This is a genomic window from Pseudomonas sp. WS 5411, from assembly GCF_012985595.1.
Taxonomy (GTDB): Bacteria; Pseudomonadota; Gammaproteobacteria; order Pseudomonadales; family Pseudomonadaceae; genus Aquipseudomonas; species Aquipseudomonas shahriarae.
On sequence record NZ_JAARMC010000003.1, the window covers coordinates 381,978 to 398,016 of the forward strand.

At 61.1% G+C, this 16,039-nt stretch carries 13 protein-coding genes; 5 read left to right on the forward strand and 8 right to left on the reverse strand.

Going from position 1 to position 16,039, the window contains the following annotated elements; translation table 11 throughout:
• Positions 1–110 precede the first annotated feature (110 nt).
• On the forward strand, positions 111–1,175 hold the full coding sequence (gene fba, locus HBR93_RS08425; protein ID WP_029297347.1) for a class II fructose-bisphosphate aldolase: 1,065 nt from the start codon (positions 111–113) through the stop codon (positions 1,173–1,175).
• Positions 1,176–1,356: 181 nt separating this feature from the next.
• Here fba and alr read toward each other — a convergent pair whose 3' ends face one another.
• Together alr and HBR93_RS08435 are read right to left on the reverse strand one after the other, a co-directional pair.
• Positions 1,357–2,586 carry an alanine racemase gene (alr, locus tag HBR93_RS08430; protein WP_057440237.1) on the reverse strand — a complete coding sequence of 410 codons (1,230 nt, stop codon included), beginning with the start codon at positions 2,584–2,586 and terminating at the stop codon, positions 1,357–1,359.
• A 131-nt stretch (positions 2,587–2,717) separates the two neighbouring features.
• Positions 2,718–3,383: a polysaccharide lyase family 7 protein gene (locus HBR93_RS08435; protein WP_057440238.1), complete on the reverse strand. Its 666-nt coding sequence runs from the start codon at positions 3,381–3,383 to the stop codon at positions 2,718–2,720.
• 318 nt (positions 3,384–3,701) lie between these two features.
• On the opposite strand from HBR93_RS08435, the gene HBR93_RS08440 reads away from it, so the two are divergent.
• The 3 genes from HBR93_RS08440 to HBR93_RS08450 are packed head-to-tail and all read left to right on the forward strand — an operon-like array spanning position 3,702 to position 6,685.
• The gene (locus HBR93_RS08440; protein WP_057440239.1) at positions 3,702–5,822 is read left to right on the forward strand and encodes an EAL domain-containing protein; all 2,121 of its coding nucleotides are present in this window, start codon (positions 3,702–3,704) and stop codon (positions 5,820–5,822) included.
• A 42-nt stretch (positions 5,823–5,864) separates the two neighbouring features.
• On the forward strand, positions 5,865–6,371 hold the full coding sequence (locus HBR93_RS08445; RefSeq protein ID WP_057440240.1) for a M48 family metallopeptidase: 507 nt from the start codon (positions 5,865–5,867) through the stop codon (positions 6,369–6,371).
• Positions 6,372–6,388: 17 nt separating this feature from the next.
• On the forward strand, positions 6,389–6,685 hold the full coding sequence (locus tag HBR93_RS08450; protein ID WP_038444032.1) for a winged helix-turn-helix domain-containing protein: 297 nt from the start codon (positions 6,389–6,391) through the stop codon (positions 6,683–6,685).
• Positions 6,686–6,781: 96 nt separating this feature from the next.
• Here HBR93_RS08450 and HBR93_RS08455 read toward each other — a convergent pair whose 3' ends face one another.
• Positions 6,782–7,234: a GNAT family N-acetyltransferase gene (locus HBR93_RS08455; protein WP_057960849.1), complete on the reverse strand. Its 453-nt coding sequence runs from the start codon at positions 7,232–7,234 to the stop codon at positions 6,782–6,784.
• 257 nt (positions 7,235–7,491) lie between these two features.
• On the opposite strand from HBR93_RS08455, the gene HBR93_RS08460 reads away from it, so the two are divergent.
• Entirely contained in the window at positions 7,492–8,229 is a 738-nt protein-coding gene (locus HBR93_RS08460; RefSeq protein WP_057440242.1) for a transporter substrate-binding domain-containing protein, read from the forward strand.
• Between the two features lie 78 nt (positions 8,230–8,307).
• Here HBR93_RS08460 and yccS read toward each other — a convergent pair whose 3' ends face one another.
• From yccS to HBR93_RS08485, 5 genes are all read right to left on the reverse strand, one after another.
• The gene (gene yccS, locus HBR93_RS08465) at positions 8,308–10,491 is read right to left on the reverse strand and encodes a YccS family putative transporter (RefSeq protein ID WP_057440243.1); all 2,184 of its coding nucleotides are present in this window, start codon (positions 10,489–10,491) and stop codon (positions 8,308–8,310) included.
• 219 nt (positions 10,492–10,710) lie between these two features.
• On the reverse strand, positions 10,711–11,889 hold the full coding sequence (locus HBR93_RS08470) for an NAD(P)/FAD-dependent oxidoreductase (protein WP_057440244.1): 1,179 nt from the start codon (positions 11,887–11,889) through the stop codon (positions 10,711–10,713).
• 159 nt (positions 11,890–12,048) lie between these two features.
• On the reverse strand, positions 12,049–13,386 hold the full coding sequence (gene dbpA / locus HBR93_RS08475; RefSeq protein WP_232545553.1) for an ATP-dependent RNA helicase DbpA: 1,338 nt from the start codon (positions 13,384–13,386) through the stop codon (positions 12,049–12,051).
• Between the two features lie 131 nt (positions 13,387–13,517).
• Complete coding sequence (gene mdtD / locus HBR93_RS08480; RefSeq protein WP_169960125.1) at positions 13,518–14,945, reverse strand: multidrug transporter subunit MdtD; 1,428 nt, start codon at positions 14,943–14,945, stop codon at positions 13,518–13,520.
• Positions 14,946–14,981: 36 nt separating this feature from the next.
• Positions 14,982–15,872 carry an alpha/beta hydrolase gene (locus HBR93_RS08485; protein WP_057444320.1) on the reverse strand — a complete coding sequence of 297 codons (891 nt, stop codon included), beginning with the start codon at positions 15,870–15,872 and terminating at the stop codon, positions 14,982–14,984.
• Positions 15,873–16,039: the final 167 nt, after the last annotated feature.

Consider the following 16,039-nt stretch of genomic DNA (forward strand, 5'->3'; position numbering starts at 1 on the left):
AACGATTCAGCAGGCCAAGGCTCAACCCCTTGATCTGCAATAACTTGAATAGCAGCCGCCGCTACGGCAGGCTTGCACGATTAACGACCCTCGACCGGGAGAGAGACACAATGGCACTTATCAGCATGCGTCAAATGCTGGACCACGCAGCCGAGTTCGGCTACGGCGTCCCAGCCTTTAACGTCAACAACCTTGAGCAGATGCGCGCCATCATGGAAGCCGCTGACAAGACCGACTCCCCAGTGATCGTCCAGGCTTCGGCCGGTGCCCGCAAATACGCCGGCGCACCGTTCCTGCGTCACCTGATCCTCGCGGCAATCGAAGAATTCCCACACATCCCGGTGTGCATGCACCAGGACCACGGCACCAGCCCTGACGTATGCCAGCGCTCCATCCAACTGGGCTTCAGCTCGGTGATGATGGACGGCTCCCTCGGCGAAGACGGCAAGACCCCGACCGACTACGACTACAACGTGCGCGTCACCCAACAAACCGTGGCCCTGGCTCACGCCTGCGGCGTTTCGGTAGAAGGCGAACTGGGCTGCCTGGGCTCCCTGGAAACCGGCATGGCCGGTGAAGAAGACGGCATCGGCGCCGAAGGCGTGCTGGATCACAGCCAGATGCTGACCGACCCGGAAGAAGCCGCTGACTTCGTCAAGCGCACCCAGGTCGACGCCCTGGCCATCGCCATCGGCACCAGCCACGGCGCCTACAAGTTCACCAAGCCGCCTACCGGCGACGTGCTGGCCATCGACCGCATCAAGGAAATCCACAAGCGCATCCCCAACACCCACCTGGTGATGCACGGTTCTTCCTCGGTACCGCAAGAATGGCTGGCGATCATCAACCAGTACGGCGGCGACATCAAAGAAACCTACGGCGTACCGGTTGAAGAAATCGTCGAAGGCATCAAGCACGGCGTGCGCAAGGTCAACATCGACACCGACCTGCGCCTGGCTTCCACCGGTGCGATGCGTCGCCTGATGGCCACCAACCCGAGCGAGTTTGACCCGCGTAAGTTCTTCGGCGCCACTGTGACTGCGATGCGTGATGTATGTATTGCGCGTTACGAAGCGTTCGGCACGGCCGGTAATGCTTCGAAGATCAAGCCGGTGTCGTTGGAAGCGATGTATCAGCGGTATTTGAAAGGTGAGTTGAACGCTAAGGTCAACTAAGCCTCAGGTGTTAATAAAAAGCCCGCAGAGATGCGGGTTTTTTGTGCTCGCTATTTGAGGCCGCCTACAAACCAGTGTGGGAGCGGGCTTGCCCGCGATAGCGGTGTATCAGTCGATAAATGGATGACTGATACGCCCTCATCGCGGGCAAGCCCGCTCCCACATTTGGATGGTGTTCGGCTTATTTATCGACCAGTATTTTGGGGTTTGAATTCCCCCACACCGTATAAAGGTCAGCCAACAACGCCCCATTGATATCCTCTACCTCCGCCTGGGTGGTCTGGACATTCCCCTGCTTGCCAAACAGCACCACCTCATCTCCGCTCTTCACGGTTGGCACATCCGTCACATCCACCATCAGCGTGTTCATCGACACCTTGCCCACCACCGGCACCCGATGCCCGTTGATTAGCACGATGCCTTTATTGGTGAACGCCCGGCGATAGCCGTCGGAATAGCCCACGGTGATGTTGGCCAGTTTTGAATCGCGCTTCAGGGTGTAGGTGCGGTCGTAGCCGACGGTGTTGCCTTTCGGGTAGCTGTTGACCGAGGCCACGTGGGATTTGAACTGCATCACCCGCTTGTATTCGGTAAACGACGGCACGGTGTCGCCAAACAGCAGGCCGCCGGGGCGTACCATGTCCAGGCGGGACTCGGGCACTTCCAGGGTGGCGAAGGAGTTGGCCGCGTGCAGGGTGATTTTACTGCGGTCCAGTTGGGCGACGTTGATCAGCCAATTGGCCTGCTCGTTGAAGGCCTTGAGACCGGTGCGTACGTCGGCGGCGTCTTCGACGGCGAAGTGGGTCATGATCGCCTTCACTTCCAGGTTCGGCACCTTGGTGATGGCTACGGCGTCGCGGCGGCCCTGGGCAGTGGTCATTTCTACGCCATTGCGGCTCATGCCACTGGAGTTCAGGCCCAGGTGTACTACCAGCGGGCGGCCATGATGTTCGGCGATCAGGCTGGCGCGCACGGCGAAGTCGAGGTTGCCCACCAGTTCTTCGACGTTGTACGGCAGCGCCGCTTCCAGTTCGCTCAGGGCGGCTGTACGCACGCGGATCAGTTGACCCTTGAAGCCGCTTTCGCGCACGACGCGGGCTTCTTCATTGCTGGCCACGCCCACGCAAGGCACACCGAGCTTGATCACCGATGGCATCAGCAGGCCAATGCCGTGACCGTAGGCGTCGGCCTTGAGCACGGCGCAGATTTTCGACTTGTCGGCGAGGCTGGCTTGCAGGGTACGGATGTTGTGTTCAAACGCGGCTTTGCTGATCTCAACCCAGGCGTTGCTGTCCTGGATACTGACCTGGGCCACCCCGTCGGTCATCGACAAGGGCGGGGCAGCGAAGGCCGGGTTTTGCAGCAGAACCATGCCCATGGACAGGGCGAGTAGGGTGCGAGTGAAGGGCATTGATGAGTCTCCATGACTTTCTTATAGGTAAGCATTGCGCATGCGCGGCGCCATACTCGAATTGTCCTACAAGAAAGTCGAGACCCAGGGTCGCGGTTCTGTCCTAAAGCGTCGTGAGAATGATCAGACTGTCAGTTGTGATCAATATCCAGCTTGGCAAATGTCACCTTGCCGCCTTCCTTGCTGTCGCCACTGTTGTCTTGCACATATACGCCGGCCTTGAAGTACAACGGCTTCTTGCCCCAGGCGGCACCGAGGCGTTCGTTCCATTGGCCGTTGGCGGCCTCGATGCTCAGCAGGCCGGCTTTGTTCAGGTGGATGACGTAGGTGAAGTTGCGCTGCAGGGGCACATTCTCGGCCACGATAATCACCCGGCCTTTGCTGTCATCGGGGCGCATGCGCACCTTGGCGACGATGTTGCCGGTCTGGGTTTTTTCCTTGTATTGGTATTCGACTTTGACCAGCGGTTTCTGGCTGTCATAGGCGTGAATCTGACCGATCACGATCTTGCCCGAGGAGGGCACCTGGTTGATGGCCAGGGTGGCGCGCAGGTAGTTGTCGGCCTCTGGGTAGGTCCAGTTGCGCAGCCGGCCGTCGGCATAGGTTTCCCGCAGTTCGCTGCGCGGGTAGATGGCGTTTTCGGTACGGGTACCGGTGACGGGGGACCAGAATTGCACGCTGCTGCCTTCGGCCTGGAAGTATTTGCCATTGAAACCACTGAGCAGTTTGGGGGTGTCGATGGTGGCTGGCGGGGTGCCAACAGGGATGCTCAGGTTCCAGGTGGACAGATCAATCATTGAGTGCGCCTTTGCTGTACGAAAGAAGGGTCAAAAGGCTTTGGCCCAAGGGCTGGCGCGTTCTTTATAAGCGGCTGGTAACGGTTTGTTAATGATTTTATGGCGGTTTATTGGCGCCAGTGGTCTGTCAAAAAGCCATCCTTCCCGTAATCCGTGGGCTGTAGGCGCTGACCGTTAGTCGGTTGTGTGGCCTTTGGCGCAATGATGGCATCGGCGCACCTTCTGCTTTATGGGATCCAAGGCTAGAGTGACTCCACATTGAATGTCCGGTTTTGTCGCAAAAATGACCGGAATGAACCCTCAAGGAAGAGATGCAGCATGGAATGCGCTCCAACCCCGGCCGAAGGCTGCTCAGTGCTCCTGGTGGTCGATGACTACCCGGAAAACCTGATCAGCATGCGCGCGCTCCTGCAGCGCGACGACTGGCAGGTGGTGACGGCAGCCTCCGGCGAGGAGGCCCTGGGGCTTTTGCTCGAAACTGACGTGGACCTGGTGCTGCTGGATGTGCGGATGCCGGGTATGGACGGCTTCGAAGTGGCGCGCTTGATGCGCGGCAGCCAGCGCACCCGCATGACCCCGATCATCTTCCTGAGTGCCACTGAGCAATCGCCCGCCGCAGTGCTGGAGGGCTATGCCAGCGGCGCTATCGACTACCTGTTCAAGCCCTTCGACCCGCTGATCCTCAAGCCCAAGGTCCAGGCCTTGCTGGAGCATCAGCGCAACCGGCGGGCCTTGCAGCGCTTGAGTCATGACCTGGAGCTGGCCCGGGCCTTCAATGCCTCGGTGCTCGACAACGCCGCCGAGGGCATTCTCGTGGTGGGCGAAGACGGGGTGATCAGCTACGCCAACCCGGCTATTTCGCGACTGCTCAACGCCACGGTGGGCGAGTTGCAAGGCCAGGCGTTCCTGGGCTTCCTGCAAAAACCCCATATGCCCGACTGGTTTGCCTGCGAGTTGTACACCGGCTACCTGCGCGGTGAAACCTGGCGCCTGCACGACGCGATCCTGCGCACCGCGCCCGGCCAGCAACTGCCGGTGGCCATGTCCTGTGCGCCCTTGCCCCGCGAACAGAAGGCCATGGTGGTGACCGTGCAGGACATGTCGCAAGTGCGCCATCTGCATCAGCAACTGGAGTCCCAGGCCGTCACTGACCCCCTCACCGGTTTGCTCAATCGGCGTGGTTTCTATCAGACCGTGGAGACGATCCTGTTGCGCAACGAGCGCAGCGAGCATTCCACGGTGCTGCTGTATATGGACCTGGATGGCTTCAAGCGGGTCAATGATTCCGTAGGGCACGATGCCGGCGACCGGGTACTGCGTTGGGTCTCGGAGCAATTGGCGCTGTGCCTGCGCAGTTGCGACATTCTCGGCCGCCTTGGTGGGGATGAGTTCGTCGCGTTGCTGGAACTGGAATACCCGGAGCAGGCTGCCAAGCTTGCCGAACAGTTGATCGAGCGGGTGTCGATCTGCCAGCAAGTGGACGGCCTGGAGGTGATGCTGGGGGTCAGCATCGGCATTGCCATCTTCCCCGATTGCGGCCGTGACCTGAGCGGCCTGCTGCGCGCCGCCGATATCGCCATGTACGAAGCCAAGCGCGCCGGGCGTCAGCAATATCGCTATTACGATCAGGAAATGAACGGCCGGGCCCGCTCGCGCCTGATGCTTGAAAGCAGTGTGCGCGAGGCCATCGACCATAAGCAGGTGACCTTGGTGTACCAACCCCAGGTGTCCCTGGTGGACGGGCACTTGCGCGGGGTCGAAGCCTTGTTGCGCTGGCAGCACCCGAGTGTCGGCGATGTGCCGCCCGGGTTGTTCCTGCCCTTGCTGGAGGAGGCGCGCCTGATCAGTCAGCTCAGCAGTTGGATCTTCCACCAGGTGGCGCTGGCGCGACAGGCCTGGGCCCCGGTCATGAGTGACGACTGGGTGCTGAGCGTGAGCCTGAGTAGCAGCCAGTTCAATATGCCCAACCTGGCGACCCAGCTGCAGCAGGCACTGGAGCGACATGGGTTGCAGGGGCGGCAACTGGAAGTGGAAATAGCTGAAGAAAGCCTGATGCACAATATCGAAGAGTCCACCAAGCAGCTCAAGCAACTCCGGCGCCTGGGTGTGCGAATAGCCCTCGATGACTTTGGCTCGGGCAACTGCTCCCTGGCGCATCTGCGTGACCTGGAGTTCGACACGCTCAAGCTCGACCCCGGCCTGGTTGCCCGCGTACTCAACTCGCCACGGGAGGCCGCGCTGGCTCGCAGTATTATCGAGCTGTGTGGGCACTTCGGCTTGCTGGTGATTGCCGAGGGCGTGGAAACCCTTGAGCAATGCCACTGGCTGCAGGCCAATGGCTGCCAATTCATCCAGGGCCCGCTGGTGGCCCCGTCGCTGATGGCCGACGATATTTCCCAGTGGCCGCAGCCTTTCGCGCTGCGCGCAGGCCCCTGCTGAATTCGCTACACTGGCGACCTCACGCCCCTGCCGTTCGAACCCATGACTGCGCTGAAATACCTCCAGGCCTATCCCGCCGCCCTGCAAGAGCAAGTGCGCCAATTGATCGCCAAGGATCAATTGGGCGACTACCTGCACCAGCGTTACCCCGAGCGCCATGCGGTGCAGAGTGACAAGGCGCTGTACAGCTACGCCCTGGCCCTGAAGCAGGAGCACCTGCGCAATGCACCGGCCATCGACAAAGTGCTGTTCGATAACCGCCTGGACCTGACCCATCGCGCCCTGGGCCTGCACACCACGATTTCGCGGGTGCAGGGCGGCAATCTCAAATCCAAGAAAGAGATCCGCATCGCCGCGTTGTTCAAGGACGCGGCGCCGGAGTTCCTGAAGATGATCGTTGTCCACGAGTTGGCGCACTTCAAGGAATCGGACCACAACAAGGCGTTCTATAAACTCTGCGAATATATGTTGCCCGGCTACCATCAGGTGGAATTCGACCTGCGGGTGTACCTGACCTATCGCGACTTGCAGGGCGCAGCGCGGGATTGAACCAAGAGGAAGCGAGCATGGATGTGAGCAAGACCAAGAGCAGTTTCTACCGCCGCCTGTATGTGGCGTATCTGATCGACAGCCAATTGGCCAGCAGCGTCCCGGCGTTGACCGAAGTGACCGGCATGCCCCGGCGCACGGCCCAGGACACTATCGCCGCATTGGCGGACCTGGACATCGTCTGCGAGTTCGAGCAGGAAGACGGCGCCCGCAATCATGCCGGGCGCTATCGGATTCGCGATTGGGGGGCGATTGACCGTGGCTGGATCGAGCGCAACCTGGTGCAGGTCAAGCAGGTGTTGGGTTATCCCTGAAATTGGGTTGGCAGGTCTGACGCTATCGCGGGCAAGCCCACTCCCACATTTGATCGCAATCAACCTGTGGGAGCGGGCTTGCCCTCGATAGCATCCTCAAGCGCGCCGCATCCCAATATGCGGAATATCATCCTCCAGGTATTCCTCACCCTCGACCTTGAACCCGTATCTGCCGTAGTACCCCTGCAAATGCGCCTGGGCTGAAAGAAAAATCGGTGTCTGCGGCCAGATATCGTCGATCTGCTTGAGGGTTTCCTCCAGCATCTGGTGGCCCAGGCCAGTGCCCCGGGCTGCCTCGGCCACCAGCACGCGGCCGATAACCACGTCACCGCCATGCAGCTCCGGGTCCAGCAGGCGCAGGTAAGCCACCAATTGGTTGTCCTTCCAGGCCATCAGGTGGTGGGTGTCGCCCTCCAGATCCTGATCGTCGATGTCCTGATAGATGCATTTCTGCTCGACGACAAATACCTCTGCCCGCAGACGCAAAATGGCGTAGAGCTGTTCCTTGCCCAGATCATTGTGGTGCTTGCAAACCCAATCGACAGTCATCGTTCCATCTCGCATAAAGACCTAGCCTGGATAGTAATGCCCTGGCCGGCAACTGTCTTGGGGGGTGGCATAAACACCTGTGAAACCTTATTTTTTGTGAATGACGTCAATTTGCCATCATTGAGTGCTTTCGCGGTTCAGTTCTTTGTGTAATCTGCTGTACACCGCGAGCGATAAGCTACAGTCATGTGCCTGGGCATTGTTCTTCCAGACGCCATTGCCCGCAAGGAACTGCCCGCTGTGCAAGGACATTAAGCATGCTGCGACTGTCTCGTGCCGTTGCTTTGCTGGTATTGCTGTTGCTGGTCCCGACGGTGGCCGCAGAACGTTTGCGCCTGGTGGCAGATGCATGGCCGCCGTTTACCGATGCGACCCTGCTCAATGGCGGGCTGGCCACCGATATCGTCAGCACCGCCCTGGCGCGTGCCGGCTTTGCCAGCGATTTCGAGCAAGTGCCGTGGGCGCGGGCGTTGATGGGGGTGGGCGACGGGCGTTATGACGTGTTGATCAATGCCTGGTACGACGAGGCGCGTACGCAGTTGGGGCAGTTTTCCGACGAGTACCTGCTCAACCGCGTGCGTTTTATCAAGCGCCGTGATGATCCCATCGAGTTCCAGAACCTGCAGCAACTGCATGACTATCCCGTCGCCGTGGTACGCGGCTACGCCTATTCGGCGGAGTTCGATGCCGATCCCCAACTGCAAAAAGTCCCGGTGCATAACTTCGCCATGGCCGTGCGCATGCTCGCGGCCCGGCGCGTGCGGCTGACGGTCGAGGATGAGTATGTCGCGCGTTTTCACCTGGCGCGGGAATCACCCAGGGTGCGCAACGCGGTGGAATTCCTGCCCAAGACCTTGAGTGAGAACAGCCTGCATATTCTGGTCAGCCTGAAAAATCCCAGGCATGAGCAGATTGTTGCGGGGTTTGATCGGGAGATTGCCCGGATGAAGGCAGATGGCAGTTATGCGCGTCTTCTCAAGCAACACGGGATGTAGTGTTCTTGAGGCCGCCATCGCGAGCATGCCCGTATTCGCAGATCAAAATGTGGGAGCGGGCTTGCTCGCGATAGGGCTCTAAGCCGCACTGGTTTCCTTGATCAAATGCGCCGCCAGCGTGCGCAACGGCCCCAGTTGCCGACAGATCAATGCCAACTGCGTCTGCACCAGGCGCTGTGCTTCGTCGATCTCATCCGGCATCTGCTCCAGCTCCACTGCCAGCGCTTCCTCGGCATCGCTCTGCACCGCAATCGGCTGTTTGTTCGCCAACCCACTGGCGATTTCGTCGATGCTCGTGGCGAGGGTCTTGCCCGCGCCTTCGATCAGGTGCTCGCGCACATCGGCCGGTAGTTGGGTGTCGCGGTGGGCACCCAACCCCGACAGGTAACTGAGCAAGGTGTGGGACAGCACCAGGAAGCGGAAGCCAACGTCGGCTTCCTTACGGAAGTGCCCCGGTTCCATCAGCATATTGGCCAGGGTGGTGGACAGCGCGGCGTCGGCGTTGTGCGCATTGCGCCGGGCCAGGCGGTAGGCCAGGTCGTCGCTCTTGCCGGCGGCATATTGCTGCATGATCTGGCGCAAGTAGATGCTGTTGCAGGTCAGGGTGTTGGCCAGCACTTTGTTCAGGCGTCGGCCTTGCCAGTCCGGCAGGAACAGGAACACCGCCAGCCCGGCGATCAGGCTGCCGAGCAAGGTATCGAACAGGCGCGGCAGGAACAGCCCATACCCATCGCCCACCTGGTTGAAGCAGAACAGCACCATCAGGGTAATGGCGGCGGTGGCCAGGGTGTAGCGGGTGGTGCGGTTGATAAAGAACACCAGCCCGGCGGCGATGGCGAACATCGACTGCACCAAGGGGTTAGGGAACAGATCGAACAGGGCCCAGGCCACCGTCAGGCCGATGGCCGTGCCGACGATTCGCTGGCCAAGCTTGCGCCGCGTGGCGCCGTAGTTGGGCTGGCAGACGAACAGGGTGGTGAGGATGATCCAGTAGCCCTGGGACGGGTGGATCAAATGCACCATGCCGTAGCCGACACTCAGCGCCAGGGGCAGGCGCAGGGCGTGACGGAACAGCAGCGAAGTCGGGGTCAGTTGGGTACGCAGGCGCGTCCACATTTCCTTGAGGTTGCGCGGCGAGCGGTCCAGCAGGCTGCTGTCGCTGGCATCTGCCAGGCTGTCGGGGTTGCTGGCGTCGCTGAGCAGGCGGTCGAGGGTCGACAGGTTGGCCGCCAGCGCGCGCAACGAACGCAGCAGGCCACGCCAGGCCGGGTTGCTCTGGATGCGCAGGTGTTCGAGGGAGGCATTCAGGTCGCCCAGGGCCTCGGCGAAGCTGGCGTCATAGACAAACGGCTGGCGCAGCTGGATCGACTCGGCGAGGGCCTGGCAGGCCTTGCCTTGCTGGCGCAGCAGGCGCTGGCAACGGAACAGCACATCGCTGTGGAAGAAGGCTTCGGCCAGGGCGTTGTAGGGGTAGTGGGAGGAACTGGCGCGCTCGTGGATGTCCTGGGCCAGGAAGTACAGCTTGAGGTAGCGACTGACCTTGGAGCCCGGCCGGCCATTGCCGACACGGTGCAGGATGATTTCCTTGGCCGCATTGAGCGCCGCCACCACCCGGCCATTTTGTTGCGCCAGCTCCAGGCGCCGCGCTTCGACGTCCAGTTGGCGAATGGGCTCGAACAGCGATGACTTGAGCTTGAGGTAACGCCCCAGCTCGCGAAACAGCCGGGCCAGGCTCTGTTGCACCGGCTGGTTGGAAAACATTGCCTGCCACAGCACCGACAGCGCGCCGTACCAGGCGGCACCGGCTACCAGCAGCAAGGGTTCGTGCCAGAAGTCGGTGACGGCGCCGCCGCGCTGGTCCACGCCGATCATGGTGTAGACCGACAGAATCAAAGTGGCCGAGGCAATGGCGCCATAACGCTCGCCCAAGGCGCCGAGCATGGTCAGGCAGAAACTCGCCAGGGCGATGGCGATGGCAAAAATCCACGGGTAGGGAAACAGCAACTCCACCGACAGCGCCGCCACGCTGAAACACACCAGCGTCACCGCCAGCGCATTGAGGCGGCCCTGCCAGCTGTCATCGGTTTCGGCCAGGGCGCTGGCGATAATCCCCAGGAACAGCGGGATCAGCAGCGACATTTCATCCTGATACCAGCACAGCGCCATGCTGCCGGTGAGGGCGATAAACACCCGTACGCTGTAACTGAACTTATCCAGTGCCCAAAGGCGCCGCATGGACTGCTTGAACGAGGTCGAGGACATGAAGTCTGGGGTCTTCCGGGACGATGCCGCTAAATTGAGCCAGTAATGACGTCACGGCAAGCGTGGCGATCACATTCATAAGCAAAAATTGTTTTGGCACACCCCATCAAAATGTGGGAGCGGGCTTGCTCGCGAATGCGGAGTGTCAGTCGCTGAATGAGCTGACTGACCCACCGTATTCGCGAGCAAGCCCGCTCCCACAGTTGATCACATTACCGTTCAGGCGTACTGCGCCGCCGCATACCCCGAAGCCCAGGCCCACTGGAAGTTGAACCCGCCCAGGTGCCCGGTCACATCCAGCACTTCGCCGATAAAGTACAGGCCGGGGCTTTTCAGCGACTCCATGGTCTTGGACGACACTTCCCGCGTATCCACCCCGCCCAGGGTGACTTCGGCGGTGCGGTAGCCCTCGGTGCCGGCCGGGACCAATTGCCAACTGCCCAGCTTGGTAGCGATATCTGCCAGTTCGGCGTGGGTGTACTGCTTCATCGGCTTGGACACAAACCACGTCTCGGCCAGCAGGTTGGCCATCTTCTTGGTGAAGATCTCGCCCAGCAGGGTCTTGAGTTCGCTGTTGGGGCGCTCGGCCTGTTGCTGTTGCAGCCAGGCGTGGGCGTCGTGGTCGGGCAGCAGGTTGATTTCTACCGTGTCGCCGGGCTCCCAGTACGAGGAGATCTGCAAAATCGCCGGCCCGCTCAGGCCGCGATGGGTGAACAAAATGTTCTCGCGAAAGCTCTGGTCGTTGCAGCTGACCAGGCAATCGACCGAGGTGCCGGACAGCTCGCCACACAGTTCCTTGAGCTGATCGGTGATGGTAAACGGCACCAGACCTGCACGGGTCGGCAGCAGTTCATGGCCGAACTGCTTGGCCACCTGATAACCAAAACCGGTGGCGCCCAGGGTCGGAATCGACAGGCCGCCGGTGGCAATCACCAGGGACTCACAGCGCAGCTCGCCGAGGGTGGTCTGCAGTTGGTAGCCGCTGTCGAGCCTGGCGATCTCCTGGATCGAGGTGTCCAGGTGCAGACTCACGCCGGTCTGGATGCATTCGTCGAGCAGCATGCCGAGGATGTCGCTGGATTTGTTATCGCAGAACAGCTGGCCGAGCTTCTTCTCGTGGTACGGCACGCCATGCTTGGCCACCAGCCCGATGAAATCCCACTGGGTGTAACGGGCCAGGGCGGATTTGCAGAAGTGCGCATTGTGCGAGAGGAAGTTGGCAGGCTCGGTGTACATATTGGTGAAGTTACAGCGGCCACCGCCGGACATCAGGATCTTCTTGCCGGCCTTGTTCGCATGGTCGATCAACATCACCTTGCGCCCACGCCCGGCGGCGGTCAGCGCGCACATCAAGCCTGCGGCGCCAGCGCCAATGATCACAACTTCGGTCGAGCGCAAAACGGTGTCCTCACAAAATATTGATCTCAAATGCAATCAGAAATGTGGGAGCGGGCTTGCTCGCGAATACGGACTGTCAGCCAACCCATCTGGCGACTGGTACACCGCATTCGCGAGCAAGCCCGCTCCCACATTGGATCTCCATTGAATCGAAGAGCTTTACAGGATCCGCACGCGCAACGAGCGGCCCTTGATCTTGCCGTCATTCAAACGCTGCAACGCCTGCTTGGCGACGCTACGCTCCACTGCCACATAGGCCTGGAAGTCAAAGATCGCGATCTTGCCCACCTGGGCGCCCGGGATCCCGGCTTCACCGGTCAGCGCGCCGAGGATGTCGCCTGGGCGGACCTTGTCTTTACGACCGGCAGCAATGCACAACGTGCTCATCACCGGCAGCAGCGGCGCGCCGCCCTGGGATTTGAGGTTGCTCAGTTGATCCCAGTTCAGCGGGGCCTTTTGCAGCAGTTCGATGGCCTGGGCACGGTGTGCCTCGGACGGCGCCACCAGGCTGATGGCGATCCCGGTCTCACCGGCACGCCCGGTACGGCCGACGCGGTGGATGTGGATTTCCGAATCGCGGGCCAGTTCGACGTTGATCACCATGTCCAGCGAGTCAATGTCCAGGCCTCGGGCCGCCACGTCGGTGGCCACCAGTACCGAAGTACTGCGGTTGGCGAACATTGCCAGCACCTGGTCACGGTCGCGCTGTTCCAGGTCGCCATGCAGGCCGACTGCAGAAATGCCCTTGGCGGTCAGGTGATCCACGGTTTCCTGCACTTGCTGCTTGGTAAAGCAGAAGGCCACGCAAGAGGCCGGACGGAAGTGCGACAGCACCTTGGTCACCGCGTCCATGCGTTCTTCCGGGGAGATTTCGTAGAAACGCTGCTCGATCTGCTCATCGGAGTGGAACGCTTCGGCCTTGACCTGCTGCGGCGCGCGCATGAATTTGGAGGCCAGTTGCTTGATGCTCACCGGGTAGGTGGCCGAGAACAACAGGGTCTGGCGACGGGCCGGGGTCTTGCTGATGATGTCTTCGATGGCGTCGTAGAAACCCATGTCGAGCATGCGGTCGGCTTCATCGAGGATCAGCGTGTTCAAACCGTCCAGCACCAGCGAACCCTTGCGCAGGTGTTGCTGGATGCGGCCCGGGGTGCCGACGATGACGTGGGCGCCATGTTCCAGGGAAGCGATCTGCGGGCCGAGGGACACGCCGCCGCACAGGGTCAGCACCTTGATGTTGTCTTCGGCGCGGGCCAGGCGGCGGATTTCCTTGGCCACCTGGTCAGCCAGCTCGCGGGTCGGGCACATCACCAGGGCCTGGCAACCGAAGTAGCGCGGGTTGATCGGGTTCAACAGGCCGATGCCGAAGGCGGCGGTCTTGCCGCTGCCGGTCTTGGCCTGGGCGATCAGGTCCAGCCCCTTGAGGATCACCGGCAAGCTTTGCGCCTGGATCTGCGTCATCTCGGCATAACCCAGCGAGTCAAGGTTAGCCAGCATGGCGGCGGAGAGCGGCAAAGTATTAAAAGCGGTGGCGATGGTGGTCACGGGACAGGCTCTGCAAAAACAAAATGTCGCGCAGTGTACCAGCCCCGTGGGAATTTCCCTGCAAGTTCTAGACGAGACGCCGCCTAATGCTCAATGTCGTGCTCGCGGCTGACCACTCGTTTGCCGTCTTTTGGCGACAATTGCAGGAAGATCGCTGCCGCCAGCATCGCCATGATGCCCACGGTAAGGAACGTCAACTGGAACGCCTCGAGCACGGTGTTGACCCCATCGTTACCGGCTTGGGCAGTAAACCCGCCAAGCAGGGCACCGGCGCAGGCCACCCCCAGGCTCAGGGCCAGTTGCGCCACCACCGACAGCAGGCTGTTGCCGCTGCTGGCCTGGGCATCGTCGAGGTCGATCAGGGTCACGGTGTTCATCGCGGTAAATTGCAGGGAGTTGATCGCCCCCAGTACCGCGAGCATCGCCAGCAACAGCGGGTAGGGCGTCTGTTCGCTGACCAGGCCCATGCTCGCCAGCATCATGCCCAGCAGCAGGGTGTTGCCGGTGAGCACGACGCGATAGCCCAGGCGTTCGATCAACGGCCGGGCGACCGACTTGGCGACCATCGCCGCTGCCGCCAGGGGCAGCATGCTCATCCCGGCCTGGGACGGCGAGTAACCCAGGGCGATCTGCAGCAGCAACGGCACGAGGAACGGCAGGGCGCCGCTGCCCAGGCGCGCGAACAGGTTGCCGAGAATGCCCACGGCAAAGGTCCGGGTCTTGAACAGCACCGGCGAGAACAGTGGGTTTTCGATATGCCCGGCGCGCAGCCAGTAGGCCGCCAGGCACGCCATGCCACCGAACAGTAACAACATCACGCGCAAGTGCGACAGGTGCAGCTCGCCCAGGCCTTCCATGGCAATGGTGATCAGCACCATTGCCGCGCCAAACAGCAAAAAGCCCAGGCTGTCGAAGCGAGTACGCTCGCTGCCGCGCAGGTCGGGGATGAATTTCCACACGGCGTAGCAGCCGATCATGCCCACCGGCAGGTTGATCAGGAAAATCCAGTGCCAGGTCAGGTACTGCACCATCCAGCCGCCCATGGTCGGGCCGAGCAGGGGGCCGAGCAGGCCGGGAATGGTGATAAAACCCATGATCCGCACCAGCTCCGAGCGCGGGTAGGCGCGCAGCACCACCAGCCGGCCCACCGGCAGCATCAGCGCGCCGCCCAGACCCTGGATCACCCGTGCGCCCACCAGCATGCTCAGGCTGCTGGACAGGGCGCACAGCAGCGAGCCGATGCTGAACAGCATGATCGCGCCGAAGAAAATCTTCTTGGTGCCGAAACGGTCGGCGATCCAGCCCGAGGCCGGGATCAGCAAGGCCACGGTGAGCATGTAGGCGATGATCACGCCCTGCATGCGCAGCGGGTTTTCCGCCAGGTCCTCGGCCATGGCGGGCAGTGCCGTGTTGAGAATCGTGCCGTCGAGCGACTGCATGAAGAAGGCAATCGCTACCACCCAGGGTAACCAGCGGGCGGTCTTGGCATCGAGCACGACACGATTCGGCATGAGATCCCTTTTTGTTAGCAGGCTATGGGTTGCCGATTATGCGCCAACCTCTGCCGATTTTCCCACTGGCGGTTCGTCTATATCAGCGATGGCCACGTCCTTGCCCACCAGGAAGTCGATCAGCGCGCGATGCACCGCCAGCGCCGCCTCCCGCGACTCCAGGTCGAGCAAATGGCCGGTGTGCTCGGCGCTGGCAAAGCTGCTGCGGCCCACGTATTGCTTGAACAGTTGGGCTTCATTGGCCGGGGTGTATTCGTCCAGGGTGCCGTTGAGAAAATGCACCGGGGTTTCGATCTGGCGCAATTGCGGCAGGTAGTTGCCATCGCCCAGGGCAAGCACCTGATGAATATGAAAGCGCGCCTGGCGGTACTCGGTGGTGGCCATGGTCGACAGGTGCCGATGGTTATTGCGCTTGAGCCGGCTGGAGAGGAATTTGCCGACGGTCTCATTGAGCAAGTGGCCGACGGCAGACTTGTCATCGGCCTCGATCAGCACCCGCACTCGCTCCACATATTCGAGCATTGCCGGGTTGAGATTGGGCGCCAGGGCCATCACCACCGAGCTTTCGATGGAAGGCGGGTTGTGCGCCAGGGTCAGCAGGGTCGAGATGCCACCCCAGGAGGCCGACACCAGGTGGTTGACCTGGAAACGCTCCACCAGCGCCCGCAGGATCTCGACTTCGTCGTCCTTGGTCACCAGGTCCAGATCAGTGTTGTGGGGGCGCGAATAGCCGGAAAACGGTAAGTCGAACATCAACACATTGAAATGCTCGGCCAGGCACTTGCTGGTGCGGGCGAATGAGCGGGTGGTGGACAGCGCGCCGTTGACCAACAGCACGGTCTTGCGTTGCGGATCGTTACCCAATTGCTCTACGTGAACGTTGTAGTGCTTGAACAACTTATCAATGACAAAACTTCCTTGGTACATGTCAACGCTCCGGCTCGCCCAGTCCCGGGCGAGGTCATGCATCATTTGCGAACAAATGGGTTGAGAGTGGCGGGATGCCACTAACCGTTATAACGAGGTTTTCGAGCGTCGACAACAGTCCGCCAACCAACGGGATGCTGCCAGGGAAGGTTCATCAGAACCCAGGG

Bases quoted from the DNA above. Each gene is read 5' to 3' on its own strand.
- fba (WP_029297347.1), top strand. From the start codon at position 111: ATGGCACTTATCAGCATGCGTCAAATGCTGGACCACGCAGCCGAGTTC.
- alr (WP_057440237.1), bottom strand. From the start codon at position 2,586: ATGCCCTTCACTCGCACCCTACTCGCCCTGTCCATGGGCATGGTTCTG.
- HBR93_RS08435 (WP_057440238.1), bottom strand. From the start codon at position 3,383: ATGATTGATCTGTCCACCTGGAACCTGAGCATCCCTGTTGGCACCCCG.
- HBR93_RS08440 (WP_057440239.1), top strand. From the start codon at position 3,702: ATGGAATGCGCTCCAACCCCGGCCGAAGGCTGCTCAGTGCTCCTGGTG.
- HBR93_RS08445 (WP_057440240.1), top strand. From the start codon at position 5,865: ATGACTGCGCTGAAATACCTCCAGGCCTATCCCGCCGCCCTGCAAGAG.
- HBR93_RS08450 (WP_038444032.1), top strand. From the start codon at position 6,389: ATGGATGTGAGCAAGACCAAGAGCAGTTTCTACCGCCGCCTGTATGTG.
- HBR93_RS08455 (WP_057960849.1), bottom strand. From the start codon at position 7,234: ATGACTGTCGATTGGGTTTGCAAGCACCACAATGATCTGGGCAAGGAA.
- HBR93_RS08460 (WP_057440242.1), top strand. From the start codon at position 7,492: ATGCTGCGACTGTCTCGTGCCGTTGCTTTGCTGGTATTGCTGTTGCTG.
- yccS (WP_057440243.1), bottom strand. From the start codon at position 10,491: ATGTCCTCGACCTCGTTCAAGCAGTCCATGCGGCGCCTTTGGGCACTG.
- dbpA (WP_232545553.1), bottom strand. From the start codon at position 13,386: ATGCTGGCTAACCTTGACTCGCTGGGTTATGCCGAGATGACGCAGATC.
- mdtD (WP_169960125.1), bottom strand. From the start codon at position 14,945: ATGCCGAATCGTGTCGTGCTCGATGCCAAGACCGCCCGCTGGTTACCC.
- HBR93_RS08485 (WP_057444320.1), bottom strand. From the start codon at position 15,872: ATGTACCAAGGAAGTTTTGTCATTGATAAGTTGTTCAAGCACTACAAC.